Raw genomic sequence first — 18170 nt, 5'->3', positions numbered from 1 at the left:
CCATGCTCGCACGGCGCTCGGCCACCCGTTTCAATCCGCGCCCTCGCGTAGAGGGCGACGCGGCGGGGCCGCGTGAGGGAGCGAAGGGGGAGGCGTTTCAATCCGCGCCCTCGCGTAGAGGGCGACGCCTTGACGCCAGCGGCACCCTCGCCAACGCAATGTTTCAATCCGCGCCCTCGCGTAGAGGGCGACCGGTTCCCCATCATCAAATCCCGCCCGCGGAGTCGGTTTCAATCCGCGCCCTCGCGTAGAGGGCGACCGCGGCCGAGATCGCGCGGCTATTCCGGGTCGAGGGTTTCAATCCGCGCCCTCGCGTAGAGGGCGACGGGGGATGGTTGGCCCCTCAAATGTAATCCCAGGGTTTCAATCCGCGCCCTCGCGTAGAGGGCGACAGGCGTCGTCGTCCTCAGGGATCGGTTCCACAAAGGTTTCAATCCGCGCCCTCGCGTAGAGGGCGACGTGGCCGGATGACGGCCGCACAGCACACTCGTCCAGGTTTCAATCCGCGCCCTCGCGTAGAGGGCGACGCCTCGCGAGGCTTGAACGACCGAAGGAAAGCCTGGTTTCAATCCGCGCCCTCGCGTAGAGGGCGACGGGTAGGCCTGTAGAATCTTCTCCCACACGCTGTCGTTTCAATCCGCGCCCTCGCGTAGAGGGCGACCGTAATCCAAATTTTGCTGGCGCCGAGCAAGGTATCGTTTCAATCCGCGCCCTCGCGTAGAGGGCGACTGTCCCGCCTATCTTATTATCTTATTTGTTTTATCGTTTCAATCCGCGCCCTCGCGTAGAGGGCGACATTAGGACTTAGAGATGGTGTAAAACTAGATAAGTTTCAATCCGCGCCCTCGCGTAGAGGGCGACTGCGGACGTGGAAACCAAAATATTGCATGGGGTCAGTTTCAATCCGCGCCCTCGCGTAGAGGGCGACCGGGGCCTTGGCCCGCGCTTCGTCCGGCACCAGAGTTTCAATCCGCGCCCTCGCGTAGAGGGCGACCTCTTCATGGTCCGCGGCGTCGTCGGGGTGGAAGTTTCAATCCGCGCCCTCGCGTAGAGGGCGACTTCTGGCCGAACCCGGAGGACCGGAGGTTCGCACAGTTTCAATCCGCGCCCTCGCGTAGAGGGCGACGGAGAAGGCGTTCCAGCATGGTTCTGCGCTCCTTTGGTTTCAATCCGCGCCCTCGCGTAGAGGGCGACCGTCCCAGCCCTACACGTGGAAGCCCTGCCAACGTTGTTTCAATCCGCGCCCTCGCGTAGAGGGCGACAATGGAAGGCCGAGGCCGCCCGCTTTCGCGTCCTAGGTTTCAATCCGCGCCCTCGCGTAGAGGGCGACCGCGAATACTCCGGGCCTATCTACCTTGTGCAAAGTTTCAATCCGCGCCCTCGCGTAGAGGGCGACGCGCGCCCTCTTGGCCGTCGCCGCCCAAACCGCCGTTTCAATCCGCGCCCTCGCGTAGAGGGCGACCCGAGTAACGAACCCCTCCCCGAGCCTGGACGGAGTTTCAATCCGCGCCCTCGCGTAGAGGGCGACCGGCGCGGCATCGCGGCGGTAGGTGTCAACGCCATGTTTCAATCCGCGCCCTCGCGTAGAGGGCGACACCACCAACCCCTGCCAGCACGCCATCCCTAAAGTTTCAATCCGCGCCCTCGCGTAGAGGGCGACACCGATGGCGAAGCCTTCCTGCTCCTCACGACCGTTTCAATCCGCGCCCTCGCGTAGAGGGCGACTCCGGAGTGCCGGACGAACTCGAACCGCTCTGCCAAGTTTCAATCCGCGCCCTCGCGTAGAGGGCGACGACCATCCGAGACACGGAGGCTGTGGAACGCATCCTGTTTCAATCCGCGCCCTCGCGTAGAGGGCGACGGTCTGCGGGCGGTATGGAATCCAATCCCCCTCGTTTCAATCCGCGCCCTCGCGTAGAGGGCGACTTTTGGGACGGACATGAGCACGTTGACCCCGTAAGTTTCAATCCGCGCCCTCGCGTAGAGGGCGACGGCTTCGATGTCGCGGCGTTCAATCGTTAGGGTGTTTCAATCCGCGCCCTCGCGTAGAGGGCGACGCGGGGGAGTGGAGTCGTACTCCTTGGGTGTCGAGTTTCAATCCGCGCCCTCGCGTAGAGGGCGACTGTCGGGCCGGTTGGGGCGGTGTTTCCATTCGGTGTTTCAATCCGCGCCCTCGCGTAGAGGGCGACTGAGTCCCCACGTCTTGCGGCGGTCGTGGTAGGCGTTTCAATCCGCGCCCTCGCGTAGAGGGCGACTCCGCAACCTCGGCGCCCAATCCGCCGCCGCCGGTTTCAATCCGCGCCCTCGCGTAGAGGGCGACACTCGGCGATTGCGGTTCCGGATGCTTTGGGCATGGCGTTTCAATCCGCGCCCTCGCGTAGAGGGCGACCGAAAATCCTCGACCAGGACGGACAAGGGGCTTGCGTTTCAATCCGCGCCCTCGCGTAGAGGGCGACTGGAAGGCCGAGGCCGCCCGCTTTCGCGTCCTAGGTTTCAATCCGCGCCCTCGCGTAGAGGGCGACTATTGGCGCAGAAGTAAAAAACCTTGGTGTAAGTGTAGGTTTCAATCCGCGCCCTCGCGTAGAGGGCGACAGCGCACCTACGCCGAACTACTGGCGACGATCCAGTTTCAATCCGCGCCCTCGCGTAGAGGGCGACACCGTAGCAACCCGAGCCGCCGAACTGCACGACACGTTTCAATCCGCGCCCTCGCGTAGAGGGCGACTCGGAGCCGTAATCTCCCTCATAGTCGCCCCGTTGTTTCAATCCGCGCCCTCGCGTAGAGGGCGACGATCCTCCTGTAACAGTACAAAGAGCTTACATTGTTTCAATCCGCGCCCTCGCGTAGAGGGCGACTGCCTCGTCGTATCTGCTTGTATTTTCGGTATTTTCGCGAGGGGTTTCGCGAACCTTGCCGAAAATACCGGTCGCACCGACGAGACACGGCGGGGCGTATCCCACAACTATCATATTATGCGCCATTTCCGGCACACGCGAAACGGCTGGATTTCCATCACCGGTCGGGGTTCGCGAATGGACTGCGCGGCGTACCTGCGGGGGCGTCCCCCAGTGCAAGGGCCGGCCGATTCCGTCCGTCAGATCAGGAGCAACCCGTCCGGATCGATCGACGGTTTGGCTCCGATGTGTTCCACCCGGTGTTTCCAATTCGCGCCGAGGAAATAGAAGCGAAGGCTATCCTGGTCGGGGTCGATGAGCTCCATGAGGTCGCGGCGGAGGTTCGTCCACTGCTCGGGGGTCACGGAGCACTCGAAGACGGAGTTTTGCACACGTTGGCCGAAGTCGAGGCACTTCTTGGCGACGCGCGTGAGTCGGCGGGCGCCAGCTTTGTCCTTGGTGGAGACATCGTAGGTAACGAGGACCATCATGGTTAGGCTCCGTGAAGGGATTCAGCGTAATACGCAGGGCGGATAGGCCTCGGTATCGCCGCGGATGAAGCGGGCCAGGAGGCGAGCCTGGATGTGCGGGACCAGCCCGAGCGTCATCTTTTCGCCCAGGAAGGGGTGGGTGACGACCTCGCTTTTGCGTTCCTGAAAGACTTGGAGGAGGGTGCGGCGGGCCTTGTCGGAGAGGAGGACGGCACCGGACGGTTGCCATTGGAAGTCTTGCGGGCGAATTTGCCGGCGGTTGATGAGGTTGAGGACGACGCGATCGGCGATGAGGGGCCGGAGTTCCTCCATCAGGTCGAGGGCCAAGCCTGGTCGCCCGGGTCGGTCGCGATGGAGAAATCCGACCGAGGAATCCAGCCCGGCGGCTTCGCAGGCGGATCGGACGTCGTTGAGCAAGAGGGAGTAGGCGAAGGAGAGGAGCGCGTTGACGGGATCGCGGGGCGGGCGTCGGGATCGGGTCGTGAAGGCGAAGCGGCCATCGGTGGATTGGATGAGGCGGCCGAAGACGGCGAAGTAGTCGGCTCCGGCAGCGCCTTCGATGCCGCGGACGGTATCGAGGGGCAGCGGCCGGCGGAGCATCTCCAGGGATTCTTGGAGGCGGTCGGCGGCGGCGTCGAGGGCCTGGGCGGCGGCGGGGTCGCGGTGTTCGCGGGCGGCGCGGCGGAGGACGGTGCGGCAATTGGCCAGTTTGCCGAGGACGCAGGCGCGGGCGACTTCGGCGGAACGCTCGGGGCTGTCGGCCCAACGGTATTGTTGGCGGCGGAGGAGGACGTTTCCGGGTGTGAAGCCGCGGGTGACGGCGAGGAGTCGGCCGTACTCGGAAAGAAAGGCCACGGAAATGCCGTTGCGAGCCAGGGCGCCGAGGAGGGGGGGCGAGACGGAAACGCGCCCGAAGCAGACGAGGCCGCCGAGATTGATGAAGGGGCAGCGGAGTTGCGTTTTGCGTTCGATGCGAACGGCCACGGCTTCGCCGTCCTTTTTGAGGTAGGCGCCCTGCGTGCAGATAAATAAGGTGTTGAGGTGGTGTTTCATCAGGAGTCTCCATTCCGATGGGGCTGCGACGGCGGGGCTGGGTCGTCGTTCGTGAGCCGGCGGAGATAGGCGGCGGCATTGCGACCGACGCTGATTTCGGGCAGGCAGAGGTCGCGGAGAGAGCAACCCCGGCACTTGGGTCCGAGTTGAGGCGGGGGTACCGCGGCGGTCCGCATCATTTCGTGCATGCGCTGCGCGGCGGACTCCACGGCTTGGCGGAGCTCGGGGGTGAACTCGACCTCAACGCGGCGATGGGAGAGGGCGAAGAACAGGCATCCCCGGCGGAGGTCGAGGTTGAGCGTTTCCTCCAAGCACAGGGCCTGGGCACAGAGTTGGACCTCGTATTCGAGCTTGCGTCGGGGCGTGAGCTTGCCGCGTTTGTACTCGACGATGGTAACGTCGGTGATGGGATCCTGGTCGGGGAACTCGACGACGTCGGCGATGCCGAAGAGTCCCAGCCGGGCGGAGCTGAGGTAGAGACCGCGGACGACGCGCCGGCCGTCCGAGCGGGTATCGGCGGGGCGGTGGGCGCGCTCGTGGACGTGTCGGCCTTGTACGGTGAAGACGTTGTCGGCCCACTGGCGTTCGACGAAGATCAGGCCGGCGCGTCGGGGGCAGTACGTGTACTGCGACAAGGCGGAGATCGGGATGAGTTCGTCTTCGGGATACATGACGGGATCGACGCCGGATTGTACCGGCAGGTCCGGGTTTGCGGGCGGCAAAGCGGCGCCGCCGACCGAAGCCGGCGGCACCGGCTATGTTCGGGAACGCGGCGCCGCCGGCTTACTGCGGCGGAGCTGAGACGGCCTACTTTGGAGGCAACACCGGTTGACCCCGGCGGCGCGGGCCGTGCGATTAGGTGAGCTTGTCCATGTCCTCGGGGAGGCGGAGCAGCTCCGTGCCCGCGGGGATCTTATCCTCGTGAACGGTGACCCGGTAATCGTCGAAGGAGCGGGGGACCTGCACGCCGTCCTTGCGGGAGACCTCAACGATTTGCTCGAACAGGAGGTAGGCGGGCGCGCAGCCCAGTTTGGCTTGGGCGGCTCGTTGCTCGGGATTGGAATCCGTGCCCACGTGCTTGAGGACGAACACCGGCCGGCGGACCGACATCCGCCCTTTGCTGGCGGAGCGATCGTGGTCGTACATGTTGAGCAAGGCGTCGAAGAAGAGTTTGAGGTCGTCCGCGGTGAAGCCGGTTTGTTCGGCCAGGTGGGCGGAAATGAAGCCCTTGCCGACGTACAGGCCGTAGGCGATGAGCGACTTGCGGCCCATGGTGCGGAGCTTGTCCTCCTGTTGCTCGGCCTCCCACTTTTCGTAATCCTGCCAGCTTTGGGCACTCTTGACGTCCTCGGCGACCGCCATGCGCGTGATGGAAACGTCGAGCGGCAAGACGGGATCGACGGATCGGGCGAAGGTGACCTGAACCGGTCCGCGGACTTGGCCCGCATTGGGACCGGTGGACATCACGGCGCCGAAGGTGCGGACGTCGTAAAAGTTGCGGCACATCCACTTGCGGGCCTCGTTGACGGCGTCTTTGTTGCCGCTCTTGCCGCTGGGGAGTTCACCGTTGGCCTCTTGGTGGGCGCGGGTGATGTGCTTGTTCAAGTTGCAGGCATGCTCGACGAAGATGGCATTGGGCATGGCGTTGCCCTTGGCGAGCTGCACGTAGTTGCGGATGCGGCGTTTGACGGCGACGTCGGAGACCAGGCCGTGCATGTCCTCCGGGTCGATGCGGGGGGCGTTGCCGGCATCGGGATCGCCGTTGGGATTGCCGTTCTCGCAATCGAAGAGGTACAGGAACTCGTAGCGGTTTTGGATGGTGTGCGACATGATTTAAGACTCCGAGATCGTGAAACGGGGTTCGTGATTTGCCTCCGCGCCCTCGCGGTGAGGGGAAGCGGAGCGTGGTTTGGGAACGGGGATCTGCCGATCGGTCACTCCGCGGTTGTCGAGGCCGGCTCGCCGTTCTTGACGGGTTTGGCGCGGGCGGCCAGTTGGTGGTAATAGCCCATCGCGAACAGCGTCTGCTCCTCCAGCGTGAGGGCACGGGGCGGAGCGGTTTGCAGTCGCGACCAAAGTTCCGCGAGTTGGTTTTCGAACCAGTAACGGAGGCCTTCCTGCTCGATCTTGGGCAGGTGGGCGATTTGGGCGGTGCGAACCAGGCGTCCCAGGACCAAGGCGGGGGTGGCGCTGGCCGCGGCGTAATACCGCTGAACGACACCCGCCCCAACGTTGGGATTGGCCGTATTTTGGATGCCGGCCAGGAGGGCCATGATTCGGCCGCTGACGTACGCGGGGTGATTTTCCATGGGATTCAGTTCGGGATTCATCTTGGGCAACCTTTCATTACGATTGACAAAGGCCTTGAGTAACGCCAGTCGGGCGACACGCGGGGATTCGCCTTGGATGAAGTCGAGGCGAACGCGATGGAGGGTCTGGGCCATCACGGTGTGGGGGATGGGTAGGCCGCGGACGGCGCTCCGCCAGAGCGTCGTCGTCAAAGGCGCCGAAGCTTCCTTGAGTTCGCGGACCGGCGCGGCCAAGAGTTGCGTGAAACGAAATTGCTCCTGGATGCGGCCTTCGCGATCGACGACGGCGAGATCCGTCAGCCAGCGATCGACGTTTTGGGCGAATTCCTCGAATCTCCCCTCCGTGAAGTCGCGGATCACCACCCGCCCGCTGTTCGCCGAGAGCGTGATGGCATAGTAGCGATAATCCTTCAGGTCGGGCCGTCTGCCGCTACGGATGGCATCCAAGGCTCGCCGGGCACACGACTCGGCTTGATGCCGTTCCGCAGCGTCCCCCGAGCTTTCCTCCTCGTCCTCGGCGGCCGGTCCGAAAGCGCTCAAACCGAAGTCGTTTTGCGGATCCAGCTCTTCGGGGACGCGGCCGCTGTACCAAAAGCCGACCTTGACGGTGCTCAAGCGGCGGCAGCGGTGCGCGATGATGTGATTCAGCGCCGTGATGTAGGTCTTGGCGCTGTCCTCGCACATGGCGGCGTTTTCGGCCTGGTCCAGCCCGAAGGAGGTGTAGGCGTCCTTGTCGAACCCGATGAGCGAGTCGCCGGTGGCCAGCCCGCCCACATCGCTGAGCTTTTCGATCTTGTTGTGCGTGAGTAGCGGTACCACGGGCGTGGCGGTCAGCAGATCCAACATCTTGGGTTTGGATTGCCTGCCGGAGCTGCGTTTAGCGGATTGGGATTCGCTCCGATCCTCCTTGATGGATTGCAGGAAGTCTTGCCACCAGCCGTGCCAGGAGTCTTCGCCGACGAAGATGCGCTGCCCGCCGTTCGAGGCGGCCAGGGCGACGGTGGCCGAATCGGTGGGTTTGGCCTTGGCGTTCCTGAGGGCATCGTGGATTTGATCGAGAACGTTCGAGGACTGCAAGGCTTGAGCAACGGTACCCAGCTCGGGGACGGTCGCGGCCGCTTGCTTGAGGAGATCGACGAAGAACTGGTTCTTGCGGACGGACTTCGCGTCGGGGGGATCTTCCTTGGTGAACAGGGCCGAGGTGGAGAGGGCCTCGACGAGGAAGTTGGCCCGACCGCCGCCTTGCAACCAGGCCTGTGCGACCTCGGGGCAGGCGGGGAACTCGCGGCCCTTGGACCTCTTGTCGCCGCCCGTCAAGTCCACGACGGATAGGAATTGCCCGTGCTCGTCGAAAACGAGGAGCCAACGGACGGTCTTGGGTTTCAGCCCGGGGATGACGCTCAGGTTCTCGCGGCGGGCATACTCCGCCAGATGGTGCAACATGGTCGTAGGCTCCTGCTCAGGCGATCACGGGTTTGCGGACTTCGGGGCTGTCGTACGGCGGGACCTCCAAGACGCCGTGCTCGATTCTGGCGCGGAAGAGCGTGATGAAGGGCGGGGCCGAGCAGTCGTTCACGCGGTCCAAATCGAAGACGTCGTAGAGCATCCAGCCCAGGTCTTCGTTATGGTCGCGGGCCGGCGTCCGCAGCTCGCCTTCCTCCAGCAACTTGAAGAAGGCGGCGAATTCGCGGCATCCGAAGGCCGGTTGATAGAAGCACTTTCCCTGGGAGGCACGGCGGGCGAATTGGGCATCGTAGGCGGCCTGCTGATCTTCGTATCCGGGCCGGGGCACGATGTGGGCGGTAATGCGAAACCGGGGGTTCCGCAGGGCCATCGTCTGCCGTTGCGTGCGGCCCTTGCCGGCGGAGCCGGTAAGCTCGGGGTCGCCGTCGGCCAGGATCGGCTTCGGCTCGGCCGTGCCGCGCATCCACTTTTTCACGTCGGCCTCGCTGATCTTCTCCTTGGTCTCGTTCCGCCGCAGCCCGATGTACGCGATCTCGGAAAGGATCTCGATGCGATCCACCTGCCAGCGGAACTGGGGCTTGAAGTAGACGGCCTCGAAGATCCCCCGAGCCGCGCTGGGCGTGGGACAGGGGTAGGAGTAACGCTCGACCTTCATTTCGGGGCGGGTGAAGCACGCGAAATCGCCCCAGACCTCCAAGGTATGACGTCGTGCCGCCATGAGTGGAACCTCCTAGGTAAGATTCCCACGATTCAGATGAGCCAATCGTTCGATTCCTCGGACGCAACCAGTCCCAGCAAGTCGTCGTACGGCAATCCCGGCAAGGCCATGTACCAAGTACTCTCCTCCGATGCCGCCGATGCTCGAGGGAAAAAGGCGATCGGTTGCAAGTGGTTCGCCAGGCCGGAGCCTTGCGGCGGCCGGAACATCGAGACCGCATACGGCGACGCGCGGCGGATCCAATCGCGGATCCAATCCCCCTTGCGGTCGGTCGCGCGGTCCAGCTCCGCCGCCAATTTTTCCGTCTCCTCCGGGTTATACGTCGTAACCACGTTGATCGTAACATCGGGGATCAATCGATAGAGACGATCCACTTCGTCGAATCGGCCGGCGTCGATCGCTTGCCACAAGGCTTGCTCGTCGGACGGATAATTCTCTGATTCGTCTCGTCCGATGGTTTTGTAGAGCGATGCGAAATATGTGCTCATTGTGCTGGGATCGTAAAGTATGCCACTGTCTTGGGCGTCTTGGGTGATATTTAGCTGTTTTAATAGAGTTTGGGTTATTCCGACCGGATACCTATAGTCGGGAGGATATTCGCTTCGCTCGTCGGCGACGCGAAAAATGACGACTTTGCCGGGGCTTTCGGCGCCGTGGCGATTGCAGCGTCCCGCCGCTTGCACCAGGGACTCCAGCGGGGCGATCGCCCGATAGACCGCGGGAAAGTCCAGATCCACGCCGGCCTCCACGCACTGGGTGGCGACGAGACGGATCGGCCGTCGTTTTGCAAGGCGCTCGTTGACCGTGCTCAAGACGCGACGGCGATGCTCGGGACACATGTTCGTGGAGAGATGGAGGACGTGTCGGTCGCCGCTGTCGCGCAGCAGCTTGGCCAACTCGGCCGCGTGACGCCGCAGGTTGACGACGCATAACACCCGGTCGTGCCCTTGCAACTCGGCGGCCAAGTCTTGCAGCGCGAGGGGCCTCTCGTGCCGCCACACGGTCCGGACGCGGCCGGCCGCCGCGGAAAAGAGCCGCTCCGGTCGCCGCACGATTTCCCGAGGGCGCCAACCGCCGGGGGCGTACCGCGCGATGCGGCGCTCCAGCGTTTGGAACGCCGGCTGCGTGGCCGTGGCGAAAAGCACGCTGGAACCGTACGGGCCGTCCGCTTGTGCCAGCCGCGACAGCGCCGCCAGCGTGGCGACGGCCAGTTTGGGCGGCAGCGTCTGGACCTCGTCGAACAGAATCACGCTTTTGGCCAAGCGATGCAATTTGCGGCAGCGGGAGGGCCGGGCCGAAAACAGCGATTCGAAGAATTGCACCGTGGTCGTCACGATGATCGGGGCGTCCCAGTTCGAGGCCAAGGCCCGCGACGCGCTTTCGCGCTCCTCGGCGTCGTCGTGCTCGGGATCGCCGGGGAGGTCGGGCCGGTGTTCCGCGCCGTCGCGACCGTATTCCGCCAGGCTGTGATGTTCTTGGACGACGCCGGGATCGAAGCCCCGCCGTTCACTGAAGATTTCGCGATACTCCTTGGCCGTCTGATCGATGATGTTGAGATACGGGAGCACGACGACGATCCGCCGCAGTCCGTGGTGCCGCGCGTGGTGCAAAGCGAAGGCCAGCATGGCGAGGGTCTTTCCCGAACCGGTCGGGGCGGAGAGCGTGAAGAGACCGGTCGGCGCTGCGGCGGCCGCAAGGCAGTCTTCGAGCAGCGTCTCGCGCAAGGCTCGCATGGGCGAATCGGCGTTGCCGGGTCGGCCGCGGACGGATTCCAAATGGGCCTCGAAGGCCTGAATCGCCTGCGCGAGGTCCAAGGGCGGGCATTCCGCCGGGGGACGATAGGGCGTTTCGGCGTCGCCGTCGAAATGGCCCTGCGTCGCCGTATGGTCGGCATCCACCAGGGCCGAGTACAGCATCCGCGCGTCCAGCATGTCGGCGATCAGCTTGCCGCTGGGTGCGAGTCCGCTCACGGCCTCGGGCAGGCTCAGGCCGTCCCGATCCATCCGCCTCTTCAACTCGGTGAAATCCGTGATCGTGAACTTGGCCGGCGTTTTGTCGAAGTCGTCGAGCCGGTGCTTGGCGTAATCCCTCGCCGTGCAGGGCAAGTAGGTGACGCCGCCGTGATGGCCCTCGATCGCCACGGCGGGGAAGAGGCCGGCCTTGCCATACATGTGGGCCGCGAGCACCGCTCCCGGCACGGCATGGTTGCCGCCGCGTCGCGCCTGACCGCGAACGTACCGTTGAAACGGATCGCCGTACTTGCCGACATCATGCAGCAATCCCGCGGTGTGAGCCTGGGATTCGCACGAAAACGGCTCCGCGAAGCGTCGCGCCAGCTCCGCCACGCGCAGCAGATGTTCGCGGAGCGGTTCGGAAACGCCTCGGCCGCCGGCGTTGGCGCTGTGAGCCAGATAGTCAGGAAAGCCGTCGGTTGTCATCGCGTGCGCGCCTTGAGGCCCATTGAGGATCGGGTTCGTTCCTCCATAAAGTACGCCGCACGGGGTGCGTTGATAACCCATCTGCGGCCGAAAGGGTCCCTGCTTCCTCGGCCCAGGGTTGCCGCCGGCCGAACTTGCAATGTAAATCGGGGCTTGGACAACATAGGTCCAACCCCGTGCGTTTTCCATGCGGCGCTGGTTAGGAAAGGGCGAGCGCGACGGAGAGCCTCCGGCGTCAGAGCGAGCGCGAGCTGCTTCTCGACGACGCGAAGGCTACCGCGCGTACCGGCCGCCGGCACGAGCCGAGGCCGGAGAAACGGTGCCCGCCCTTATCGCGGGAACGAGAACGCGGTAAGCTCACGGAAGGGAGAGGCCCGGGTCGGAGCCGGGGCGGAGACTGCCGCGACGGCGGTCGCAAGCACGCCTCCGATCGCGGGGGCCGTTTCCCCGGCACTTTTCGCGGGACCGCAAAGGGAAGCACGCGATGACGCATCCTCCCCCCAATTACTGGCTGAGGCGGAACGGCGCGCGGGGGCGGAGCCGTCGCCGGGCCGATTTTCCCGCGGGGACCAATCTCTGTCTGCACTGCCCCGCCAAGTGCTGCCACTATATTGCGCTGCATATCGACACGCCGACCACGTGGGACGAGTTCGACACCGTCCGCTGGTTTTTGCTGCACGAGCAGACGGCGGTTTTCGTCGACGCGGATACCTGGTACCTGATGGTCTACACGACCTGCCGGGAGCTGCGGCCGGACGGGCTGTGCGGCATCTATCCCACACGGCCCAAGATCTGTCGCGATTACTCGACGGACCAGTGCGAGTTCGAGGAGGATTCGGTGTACGACCGCTTGTTCGAGGTCCCGCAGCAGGTGGAGGAATACGCCGAGGCGTTGCTCGGCCCGCGTCCGCGGGAAGCGTCTCCCGACTCGGTCCTGCCGGTGTTGACCGTCCTCCCGTCGCCGGCGGCGGGAGAGGGAAACGGGGCCGCGCGATCGAACGGCCGACGACGACGTTCCAAGCGTGCCGCGCCCACCGCCTGATTTGCCCTGATTCTTCGCCTAACTCGACCGCCATGACGTCGATCATTACGCCCCGCACGCTCAAAGGCTTTCGCGACTATCCGCCGCACATCATGATTCCGCGCGAGCGGATCCTGGAGACGGCCCGCCGCGTCTACCGCTCCTACGGATACGCGCCCATCGACACGCCCGCCCTGGAATACCTGGAGATCCTCTCCGGCAAGGGCGGCGAGGAATCGGATAAGCAGCTTTACCAGTTCCAGGACCACGGCGGCCGGCACGTGGCCCTCCGCTTCGACCTGACGGTGCCCCTCGCCCGATTCATCGCCCAGCATTTCAACGAACTGGGGACGCCGTTCAAACGCTATCACTTGGCGACGGTGTGGCGGGGGGAGAACACGCAGCGGGGACGCTACCGCGAATTCATGCAGTGCGATTTCGATACCGTCGGCACCCGCAGCGTGCAGGCCGACATCGAAACCGCGTTGGTCATCCACGACTTGTTGCGAGCGATCGGCTTCGAGGACTTTCGCGTCCATATCAACAATCGCAAGGTCCTCAACGGCCTGTTGGACGTGCTGGGGCTGCGGGATCGGGCGGTGCCGATCCTGCGGGCGCTGGACAAATCGGCCAAGATCGGTCTCGAGGCTGTCTGCCGGGAAATGCAAACCGCGGCCGGACTGACCGAGTCGCAGGCCCGTCGGGTCTTGGAATTGACTTCCCTCCGCGGTGAGAACGAAGAGGTGCTTTGCGGCCTGGAGGAGTTGGTCCGCGGCAGCCCCTTGGGCGAGGAAGGAGTCGCCGAATTGCGGGACCTGTTATCGGCGGTGGGCGCGGCGGCCCGGCCCCAATGTTTCCGCGTGGACGTTTCCATCGCCCGCGGGCTGGATTACTACACGGGCACGATCTACGAGACGTTTTTGGAGGCCCTGCCGGGCATCGGCAGCGTTTGCTCGGGAGGGCGGTACGACAACCTGGCGGCCCTGTTCACGCGGCAAGAGTTGCCCGGCGTGGGGGCCTCGCTGGGATTGGACCGCTTGCTCGCCGCGATGGAGGAGCTGGGCATGATCGAGGGCGTGCAAACGCCCGCCCCGGTCTTCCTCCCCTTCTTCGAAAGCACGCGGCGGAACGATTACCTGCGATTGGCGGCCCTGATTCGGGCGGCGGGTTGGGGCGTCGAGTTCTACCCCGAACCGAAGAAGCTGGCCCAGCAGCTCAAATACGCCGATCGCCGCGGGCATCGCGTCGCCCTGGTCCTGGGTGAAGACGAGTTCCAAGCCGGCCGCTGCCGGATCAAGGACCTGAAGTCCGGCAACCAGGTCGAGGTCCCCCTGCAAGACGATGCCGCGGAATTGATCGCGGCCCTGCGGCGGATGCTCGATTGATCGCCGGCGAGGCGGCTGCTATGCTTACGAGCGTCGGCGGCGATGGGAGATCGGGCCTCCGTATCGCGGCCGAAGGGGGAGATTCCGACATGGCCGATCGGGGAAATCACTACGAAGCGGCCTTCGAAGCCTACTTGCGGGCGGAGGGCGTCCCCTACGTCGCCGTGGACGAGGCCCGCCGCGCCGTGATGGCCGACGGGCGCTCCCTGAAAAGCCTCGACTTCATCGTGGCCTCGCCCCGCGGTTTCGCTTGGCTGGTGGACATCAAGGGCCGCCGTTTTCCCTCCGGCGACGAGCACCATCAGTATTGGAAGAACTGGTCCACGCGCGACGATCTGGAGAGCCTGGCGGAATGGGAGCGGCTGTTCGGCGAGGGGTTTCGCGGGCTGTTCGTGTTCGCCTTTGAGCGGGTCGGTCGGCGCCTGCCGGTCGCCCCGGAGGAGCTTTTCACGTTCCGCGATCGCGAGTACGGATTCTTGGCGGTGGAACTGAGTGCGTATCGCGAATCCGCCCGGCTGATCTCGCCCCGCTGGGACACGTTGGCCGTATCGGGAGGCGCGTTTCGCCGCTTGGCCCGGCCGATGCGGCAAATGCTCGGCCTGCCCGACACGGCGAGCGTCGCTTGAGCCGGCCCGCTGCGCTGCGTTTCCGCCGGGGAGCGTCCTGCGGGCGTCCGCGTTTCCCCGCGTCCCCGCGTCTCACCGGGCGATCAGAACAGCCGCCGCTGCGTGGATCGGCCCAACGGTCGGGCGTCCCAGCCCAGCTCTTGAAGGCGATTGACGAACTCCTCGGAGCCGTGCGTGCAATACACCACCCGCGGCGCCACCCGTTCCACCATCTCCAGCAGTTCGTCGTAGTCGGCGTGATCGGAGAGGGGCAGGGCGTGATCGACGCCGAGGCGGTACTTGGCGGCGGGATCGACGGCCCAGCCCGTGACGGCCACGCGAACTTGGCGGCGTCGGGGAATCTCCAGTCGACTGCGAGGGGGCACCACCGCCACCTCGCCCGGCTCGATCGCGCCGTCCCATGGCCGATACCGCCCCAGCTTCACGCCGAAGGATTCGTAGATGCGACTGACGGCCCAGACGTGCGGATGCTGCACCACGCGGTAACCCAGCTCGTGCAGGCGGCGGGTGATCTCTTGCCCTTTTCCCAGCGAATAGGCCTCGACGACGGGAACGGCCTCGCTCTCCAGGGTTCTCCGTAGCAGATCGTCGAGGCGCGCCAAAACCTCTTCTTGCGGCGGCATGCGGTATTCCGGCGTGCCGAAGGTGCTTTCCATGATGAGGATATCGGCCCGCGTCGGCTCCGCGGCGGCCACGGTGGCGGAGGGGCTGAGCTTGAAATCGCCGGTGTAGAGGAGCGATCGCCCGTCCGCCTCGACACGGAGCATGGCGGCGCCCAGGCAATGCCCGGCGGGGAGGGCCGTCAGGGTCACGCCCGCCCAAGAGATCGGTTCGCCCGGCTCCATGATGCGGACCGTGCGTTTTCCCAACCGATGTTCCATCAAGGCCGCCGTGGGGGCGGTGCACAGTACGTATTCGTGCCGCGCGATGTGATCGGAGTGGGCGTGCGAGACGAACGCCCGGGCGTGCCGCCGCCGCGTGTCGATCGCCAGATCGGCGACCGTCAAACGGAGTCCTTGCTGATAGACGAACATGTTGCTCCTTCGCGCCGCGACGATCCCGGCGACTCGCGCGGCGGCCGTTTCTTTTGCAGGGCGACGCCGGCCGTGCTCGCCGCAACCTCATTTATCTTACGCCCGGAAGGGAGCGGCGTCCCGAGGACCGGCGCACGCCGGCCGGCGTTTCGGCTCGGCCGATCAACTTTCCCAGCGGTCCAGGGCGTCCGCGATCCGATCGACTTCGTCGCGCGTCCATCCCAGCACGGCCCCGGCGGCGTAGTCGGCCGCTCGCGACGGCGTACCGTCCGCGGGGTAGGCGTCGGCCGCCTCGCGGTGCCGCGGATTTTCCGGGCAATAGCGCGGCAAGGGCCAGGTTCGGATCATGCCGGGCGAGCCGAAACCCTTGCCGCCGCGGCACAGTTGCATGGCGCTCAGCAGCCGCCCGGCCGGGCCGTTCAAAAGCACGGCCAGATACCGCGCCTCTTCCGGCGCATCGGCCGGAATGAACGCGCAGCTCTCTTGCGGAATGACCGGTCGCGGACCCAGGAACGGATCGTCGATCGGCCCGACGGCCGCCGCCCGCACCCGCCGGTCCATCCGCCGCCACACCACTTTGTGCGCGGCGAGGGTGTAGCGACCGACGTTGTACAACGAATACCACGGGCCGCGGCTTTGCAGCTTGCGATACGCCGCCCGGCCGCGCAGCAACGTTTCGAACCGCCGCAGGTAGTCGTGGATGAGGGGATATGCGCGGGCCAAGGTTTCCTCGGGCAGGCCCGTCCGCCGCAACGGGTCCTGCACCATCAAGAGGTGGAGACTGGGAGACGCCGCGTATTCGCGAACGTCTTGCCAGCGGAGCAAGGGGAAGAGCAATTCCGCCTCCAAACGGATGCGGCAACGCGGGACCTGCAAGCGGCCGCGTTCCGGCAGGTTTTCGGCCCACACCGTCGGCCCGTCTCGCTCCAATAAGCGGAGCCAATAGACGCCGTTGGCTCCCCCGGTATTGGCGCCCAAGTAGGCGGTGTAGTCGCACGCCGGGGTCCATCGCCGGGCGAGCTCCGCGATTTCCCGGGGCAGAACGGCGCGGGCCGGAGGCCGCTCGGCGATTTCCGACAAGGCCGCCGCCGCCGACTCGACGCGAAAGCCGCCGGGCGAAGCCGGTCGTCGCGTGCGGCACGTGCCGGAAGCCCCGCCCTTGCCGCCGCCGGCCGGCAGCCAACGGCGATACCGCAGCACAGGCTCGGCACCGTTTCCCGCGTTTCCCTTCGCGATGTACAACACGGCGGTCCGCCGGTTCGTCCCGGGGAAGACGGCCGCCGCGGACAGGTCATCGACGGCGCTCGCCCGCAGCCGATCGGGCTGGGCGGAGAGCCAGCGGCGAAAGCCCCGCCCCGCGGCCGGATTTCCCCACAGGCTGAGCGGTATCACCATCGCCACGGAGCCGTTTTCGGCGGTCAGCCGTTCCGCGCAGAACCGCACCACCAATCCCGCCAAGTCGCGTTTGGCGCCCCCGTGCCGGAACTCGCGGGCGGTCAGATCCAGCTCGCCCAATGCGTTCAGGATCGGCAGCAAACGCCGCCGCTCCGCATCATCCAGACGGTCCCACATCAGCCAGGGTGGATTGCCGACCACGAAATCGAAGCCGCCGGGCGGGACGAAACCGGCGGGTAACCGTCGGACGGCGGATCCCCCGCCGCCCCCCGGCGCCGCCAGGTCCCACAGGTCGGCCCGATGGATGGGCGGACGCCAAGATTGCTCGATCCACGGGCGAGCACGCGCCGGTCGGCCGTTCGCTTCCGCCATTTGGGCTTCGATCAGGGCCGACACATAGTTCGCCCGGGCCATCAGAACCGCAAGCGGCCGGCAGTCGATACCGCGGAGGGAACGATCTCGCAGCGTGCGGAGGACTGCCCCCGGCCGATCTTCGCAAGCATCTGCGGCCGTCACCCGCAGCGCCGCCAGCAGGAATGCGCCCGACCCGCAGCACGGATCCAACAGCGTCGCGCCGGGCCGGTCGCGGTAGCCCGCCTCCCGCAGCACATGCTCCGCCAACCACGGCGGCGTGTAGAACTCGCCCCGGGCCAGCCGCAGGGGTTTGGGAAAACAGGCCTCGTAGGCCGGCCGCCACCAGTCGCAGAAGATCGGGCCGGTCGCGCTGCGGACGTGCCGCGCGCAAACACCGCGCAGTCGCTCCAGGCAAAACGCGGCGGACGCGGAGACGCTCGCGTCCCAGACCTCGCGGATTCCCAAAAACCATCCCTCGGGGTCGAGGACGGCGAAAAGCGGCGCGTCCGTTCCCACGGCCTCCGCGCAGGGGTCGCCTGCGGCGCCCGACTCCCATGCAGCCGGCGCCGCGGGATCGACCAAGCGCTGCCACGCGCCGTCGGGCAATCGCCCTCCGCGGCTCTCCCATCGGCAGGCCGCCAGGCACCACGTGGTCCATTGGACCCACAAGGCGAAGGCCGCTTCACAGACCGCGAGGAACGCCGGGCGACGGTCCTCGGCCAAGGTGATGCCCCATCGCTCGGCCCAACGGCGGACGTGCACGGCCTCGGCCGATTGCGGAACGAGCCCGATCCCGTCCGCCAGCCGGGTCACGAGGTCCGGCCGGCGCTCCATGCCCGACCACATCTCCCGGAGAAAACCCGCGAACACGCCTCGCCGGGCGAACAGGCGGCGGAGTTGCTCCGGCCCGGCCGCGGGCGAGTCGGCGTCGAACGGAGCCGGAGCGTTCATCCCTGCCTGCTCGGTCATGAAACTCCCACGCCGCGA

The 18170-nt window shown here is 65.8% G+C and carries 12 protein-coding genes and 1 CRISPR repeat array (1 of these 13 running past the window's edge); of the genes, 3 read left to right on the top strand and 9 right to left on the bottom strand.

Annotated features, from left to right (window positions below; genetic code table 11):
* Positions 1–2856: direct repeats of the CRISPR family, unit length 32 nt; unit sequence GTTTCAATCCGCGCCCTCGCGTAGAGGGCGAC; it reaches 10207 nt to the left of the window's first position.
* Between the two features lie 239 nt (positions 2857–3095).
* The 7 genes from cas2 to cas3 form a co-directional block, all read right to left on the bottom strand.
* A complete protein-coding gene (gene cas2, locus ACZ5B4_RS15525; RefSeq protein WP_464912145.1) occupies positions 3096–3386 on the bottom strand; it encodes a CRISPR-associated endonuclease Cas2 in 291 nt (96 codons plus the stop codon).
* Positions 3387–3407: 21 nt separating this feature from the next.
* Entirely contained in the window at positions 3408–4439 is a 1032-nt protein-coding gene (cas1c, locus tag ACZ5B4_RS15520) for a type I-C CRISPR-associated endonuclease Cas1c (protein ID WP_464912144.1), read from the bottom strand.
* Entirely contained in the window at positions 4439–5191 is a 753-nt protein-coding gene (gene cas4 / locus ACZ5B4_RS15515) for a CRISPR-associated protein Cas4 (protein ID WP_464912143.1), read from the bottom strand. The genes cas1c and cas4 overlap by 1 nt, the downstream gene beginning before the upstream one ends.
* A gap of 103 nt (positions 5192–5294) precedes the next feature.
* Complete coding sequence (cas7c, locus tag ACZ5B4_RS15510) at positions 5295–6269, bottom strand: type I-C CRISPR-associated protein Cas7/Csd2 (RefSeq protein ID WP_464912142.1); 975 nt, start codon at positions 6267–6269, stop codon at positions 5295–5297.
* A gap of 104 nt (positions 6270–6373) precedes the next feature.
* A complete protein-coding gene (cas8c, locus tag ACZ5B4_RS15505; protein ID WP_464912141.1) occupies positions 6374–8191 on the bottom strand; it encodes a type I-C CRISPR-associated protein Cas8c/Csd1 in 1818 nt (605 codons plus the stop codon).
* A gap of 16 nt (positions 8192–8207) precedes the next feature.
* Positions 8208–8930 carry a type I-C CRISPR-associated protein Cas5c gene (gene cas5c / locus ACZ5B4_RS15500; protein ID WP_464912140.1) on the bottom strand — a complete coding sequence of 241 codons (723 nt, stop codon included), beginning with the start codon at positions 8928–8930 and terminating at the stop codon, positions 8208–8210.
* Between the two features lie 32 nt (positions 8931–8962).
* A complete protein-coding gene (cas3, locus tag ACZ5B4_RS15495) occupies positions 8963–11368 on the bottom strand; it encodes a CRISPR-associated helicase Cas3' (protein ID WP_464912139.1) in 2406 nt (801 codons plus the stop codon).
* 484 nt (positions 11369–11852) lie between these two features.
* Between cas3 and ACZ5B4_RS15490 the strand changes: the two genes are divergently transcribed.
* The 3 genes from ACZ5B4_RS15490 to ACZ5B4_RS15480 all read left to right on the top strand — a co-directional run bounded on the left by ACZ5B4_RS15490 (position 11853) and on the right by ACZ5B4_RS15480 (position 14400).
* The gene (locus ACZ5B4_RS15490) at positions 11853–12410 is read left to right on the top strand and encodes a YkgJ family cysteine cluster protein (RefSeq protein ID WP_464912138.1); all 558 of its coding nucleotides are present in this window, start codon (positions 11853–11855) and stop codon (positions 12408–12410) included.
* A gap of 41 nt (positions 12411–12451) precedes the next feature.
* Positions 12452–13774, top strand: coding sequence for a histidine--tRNA ligase (gene hisS, locus ACZ5B4_RS15485; protein ID WP_464914034.1), 1323 nt, complete (start codon positions 12452–12454; stop codon positions 13772–13774).
* Between the two features lie 89 nt (positions 13775–13863).
* Positions 13864–14400 (top strand): HYExAFE family protein, encoded by a 537-nt coding sequence (locus ACZ5B4_RS15480; protein WP_464912137.1) that lies wholly within the window; start codon positions 13864–13866, stop codon positions 14398–14400.
* An 83-nt stretch (positions 14401–14483) separates the two neighbouring features.
* Here the strand turns inward: ACZ5B4_RS15480 and ACZ5B4_RS15475 are convergent, their stop codons facing one another.
* Positions 14484–15434, bottom strand: a complete 951-nt coding sequence (locus tag ACZ5B4_RS15475; protein ID WP_464912136.1) for an MBL fold metallo-hydrolase — start codon at positions 15432–15434, stop codon at positions 14484–14486.
* 162 nt (positions 15435–15596) lie between these two features.
* The gene (locus tag ACZ5B4_RS15470; protein WP_464912135.1) at positions 15597–18152 is read right to left on the bottom strand and encodes an N-6 DNA methylase; all 2556 of its coding nucleotides are present in this window, start codon (positions 18150–18152) and stop codon (positions 15597–15599) included.
* Between the last annotated feature and the right edge of the window lie 18 nt (positions 18153–18170).

This window comes from Thermogutta hypogea (assembly GCF_055386265.1).
Note: the sequence above shows the minus strand (reverse complement) of the source record. Positions and strands in the feature narration are given on the sequence as shown.

Coding starts and splice junctions, on each gene's coding strand:
- cas2 (WP_464912145.1), bottom strand. CDS start 3,386: ATGATGGTCCTCGTTACCTACGATGTCTCCACCAAGGACAAAGCTGGC.
- cas1c (WP_464912144.1), bottom strand. CDS start 4,439: ATGAAACACCACCTCAACACCTTATTTATCTGCACGCAGGGCGCCTAC.
- cas7c (WP_464912142.1), bottom strand. CDS start 6,269: ATGTCGCACACCATCCAAAACCGCTACGAGTTCCTGTACCTCTTCGAT.
- cas8c (WP_464912141.1), bottom strand. CDS start 8,191: ATGTTGCACCATCTGGCGGAGTATGCCCGCCGCGAGAACCTGAGCGTC.
- cas5c (WP_464912140.1), bottom strand. CDS start 8,930: ATGGCGGCACGACGTCATACCTTGGAGGTCTGGGGCGATTTCGCGTGC.
- cas3 (WP_464912139.1), bottom strand. CDS start 11,368: ATGACAACCGACGGCTTTCCTGACTATCTGGCTCACAGCGCCAACGCC.
- ACZ5B4_RS15490 (WP_464912138.1), top strand. CDS start 11,853: ATGACGCATCCTCCCCCCAATTACTGGCTGAGGCGGAACGGCGCGCGG.
- ACZ5B4_RS15480 (WP_464912137.1), top strand. CDS start 13,864: ATGGCCGATCGGGGAAATCACTACGAAGCGGCCTTCGAAGCCTACTTG.
- ACZ5B4_RS15475 (WP_464912136.1), bottom strand. CDS start 15,434: ATGTTCGTCTATCAGCAAGGACTCCGTTTGACGGTCGCCGATCTGGCG.
- ACZ5B4_RS15470 (WP_464912135.1), bottom strand. CDS start 18,152: ATGACCGAGCAGGCAGGGATGAACGCTCCGGCTCCGTTCGACGCCGAC.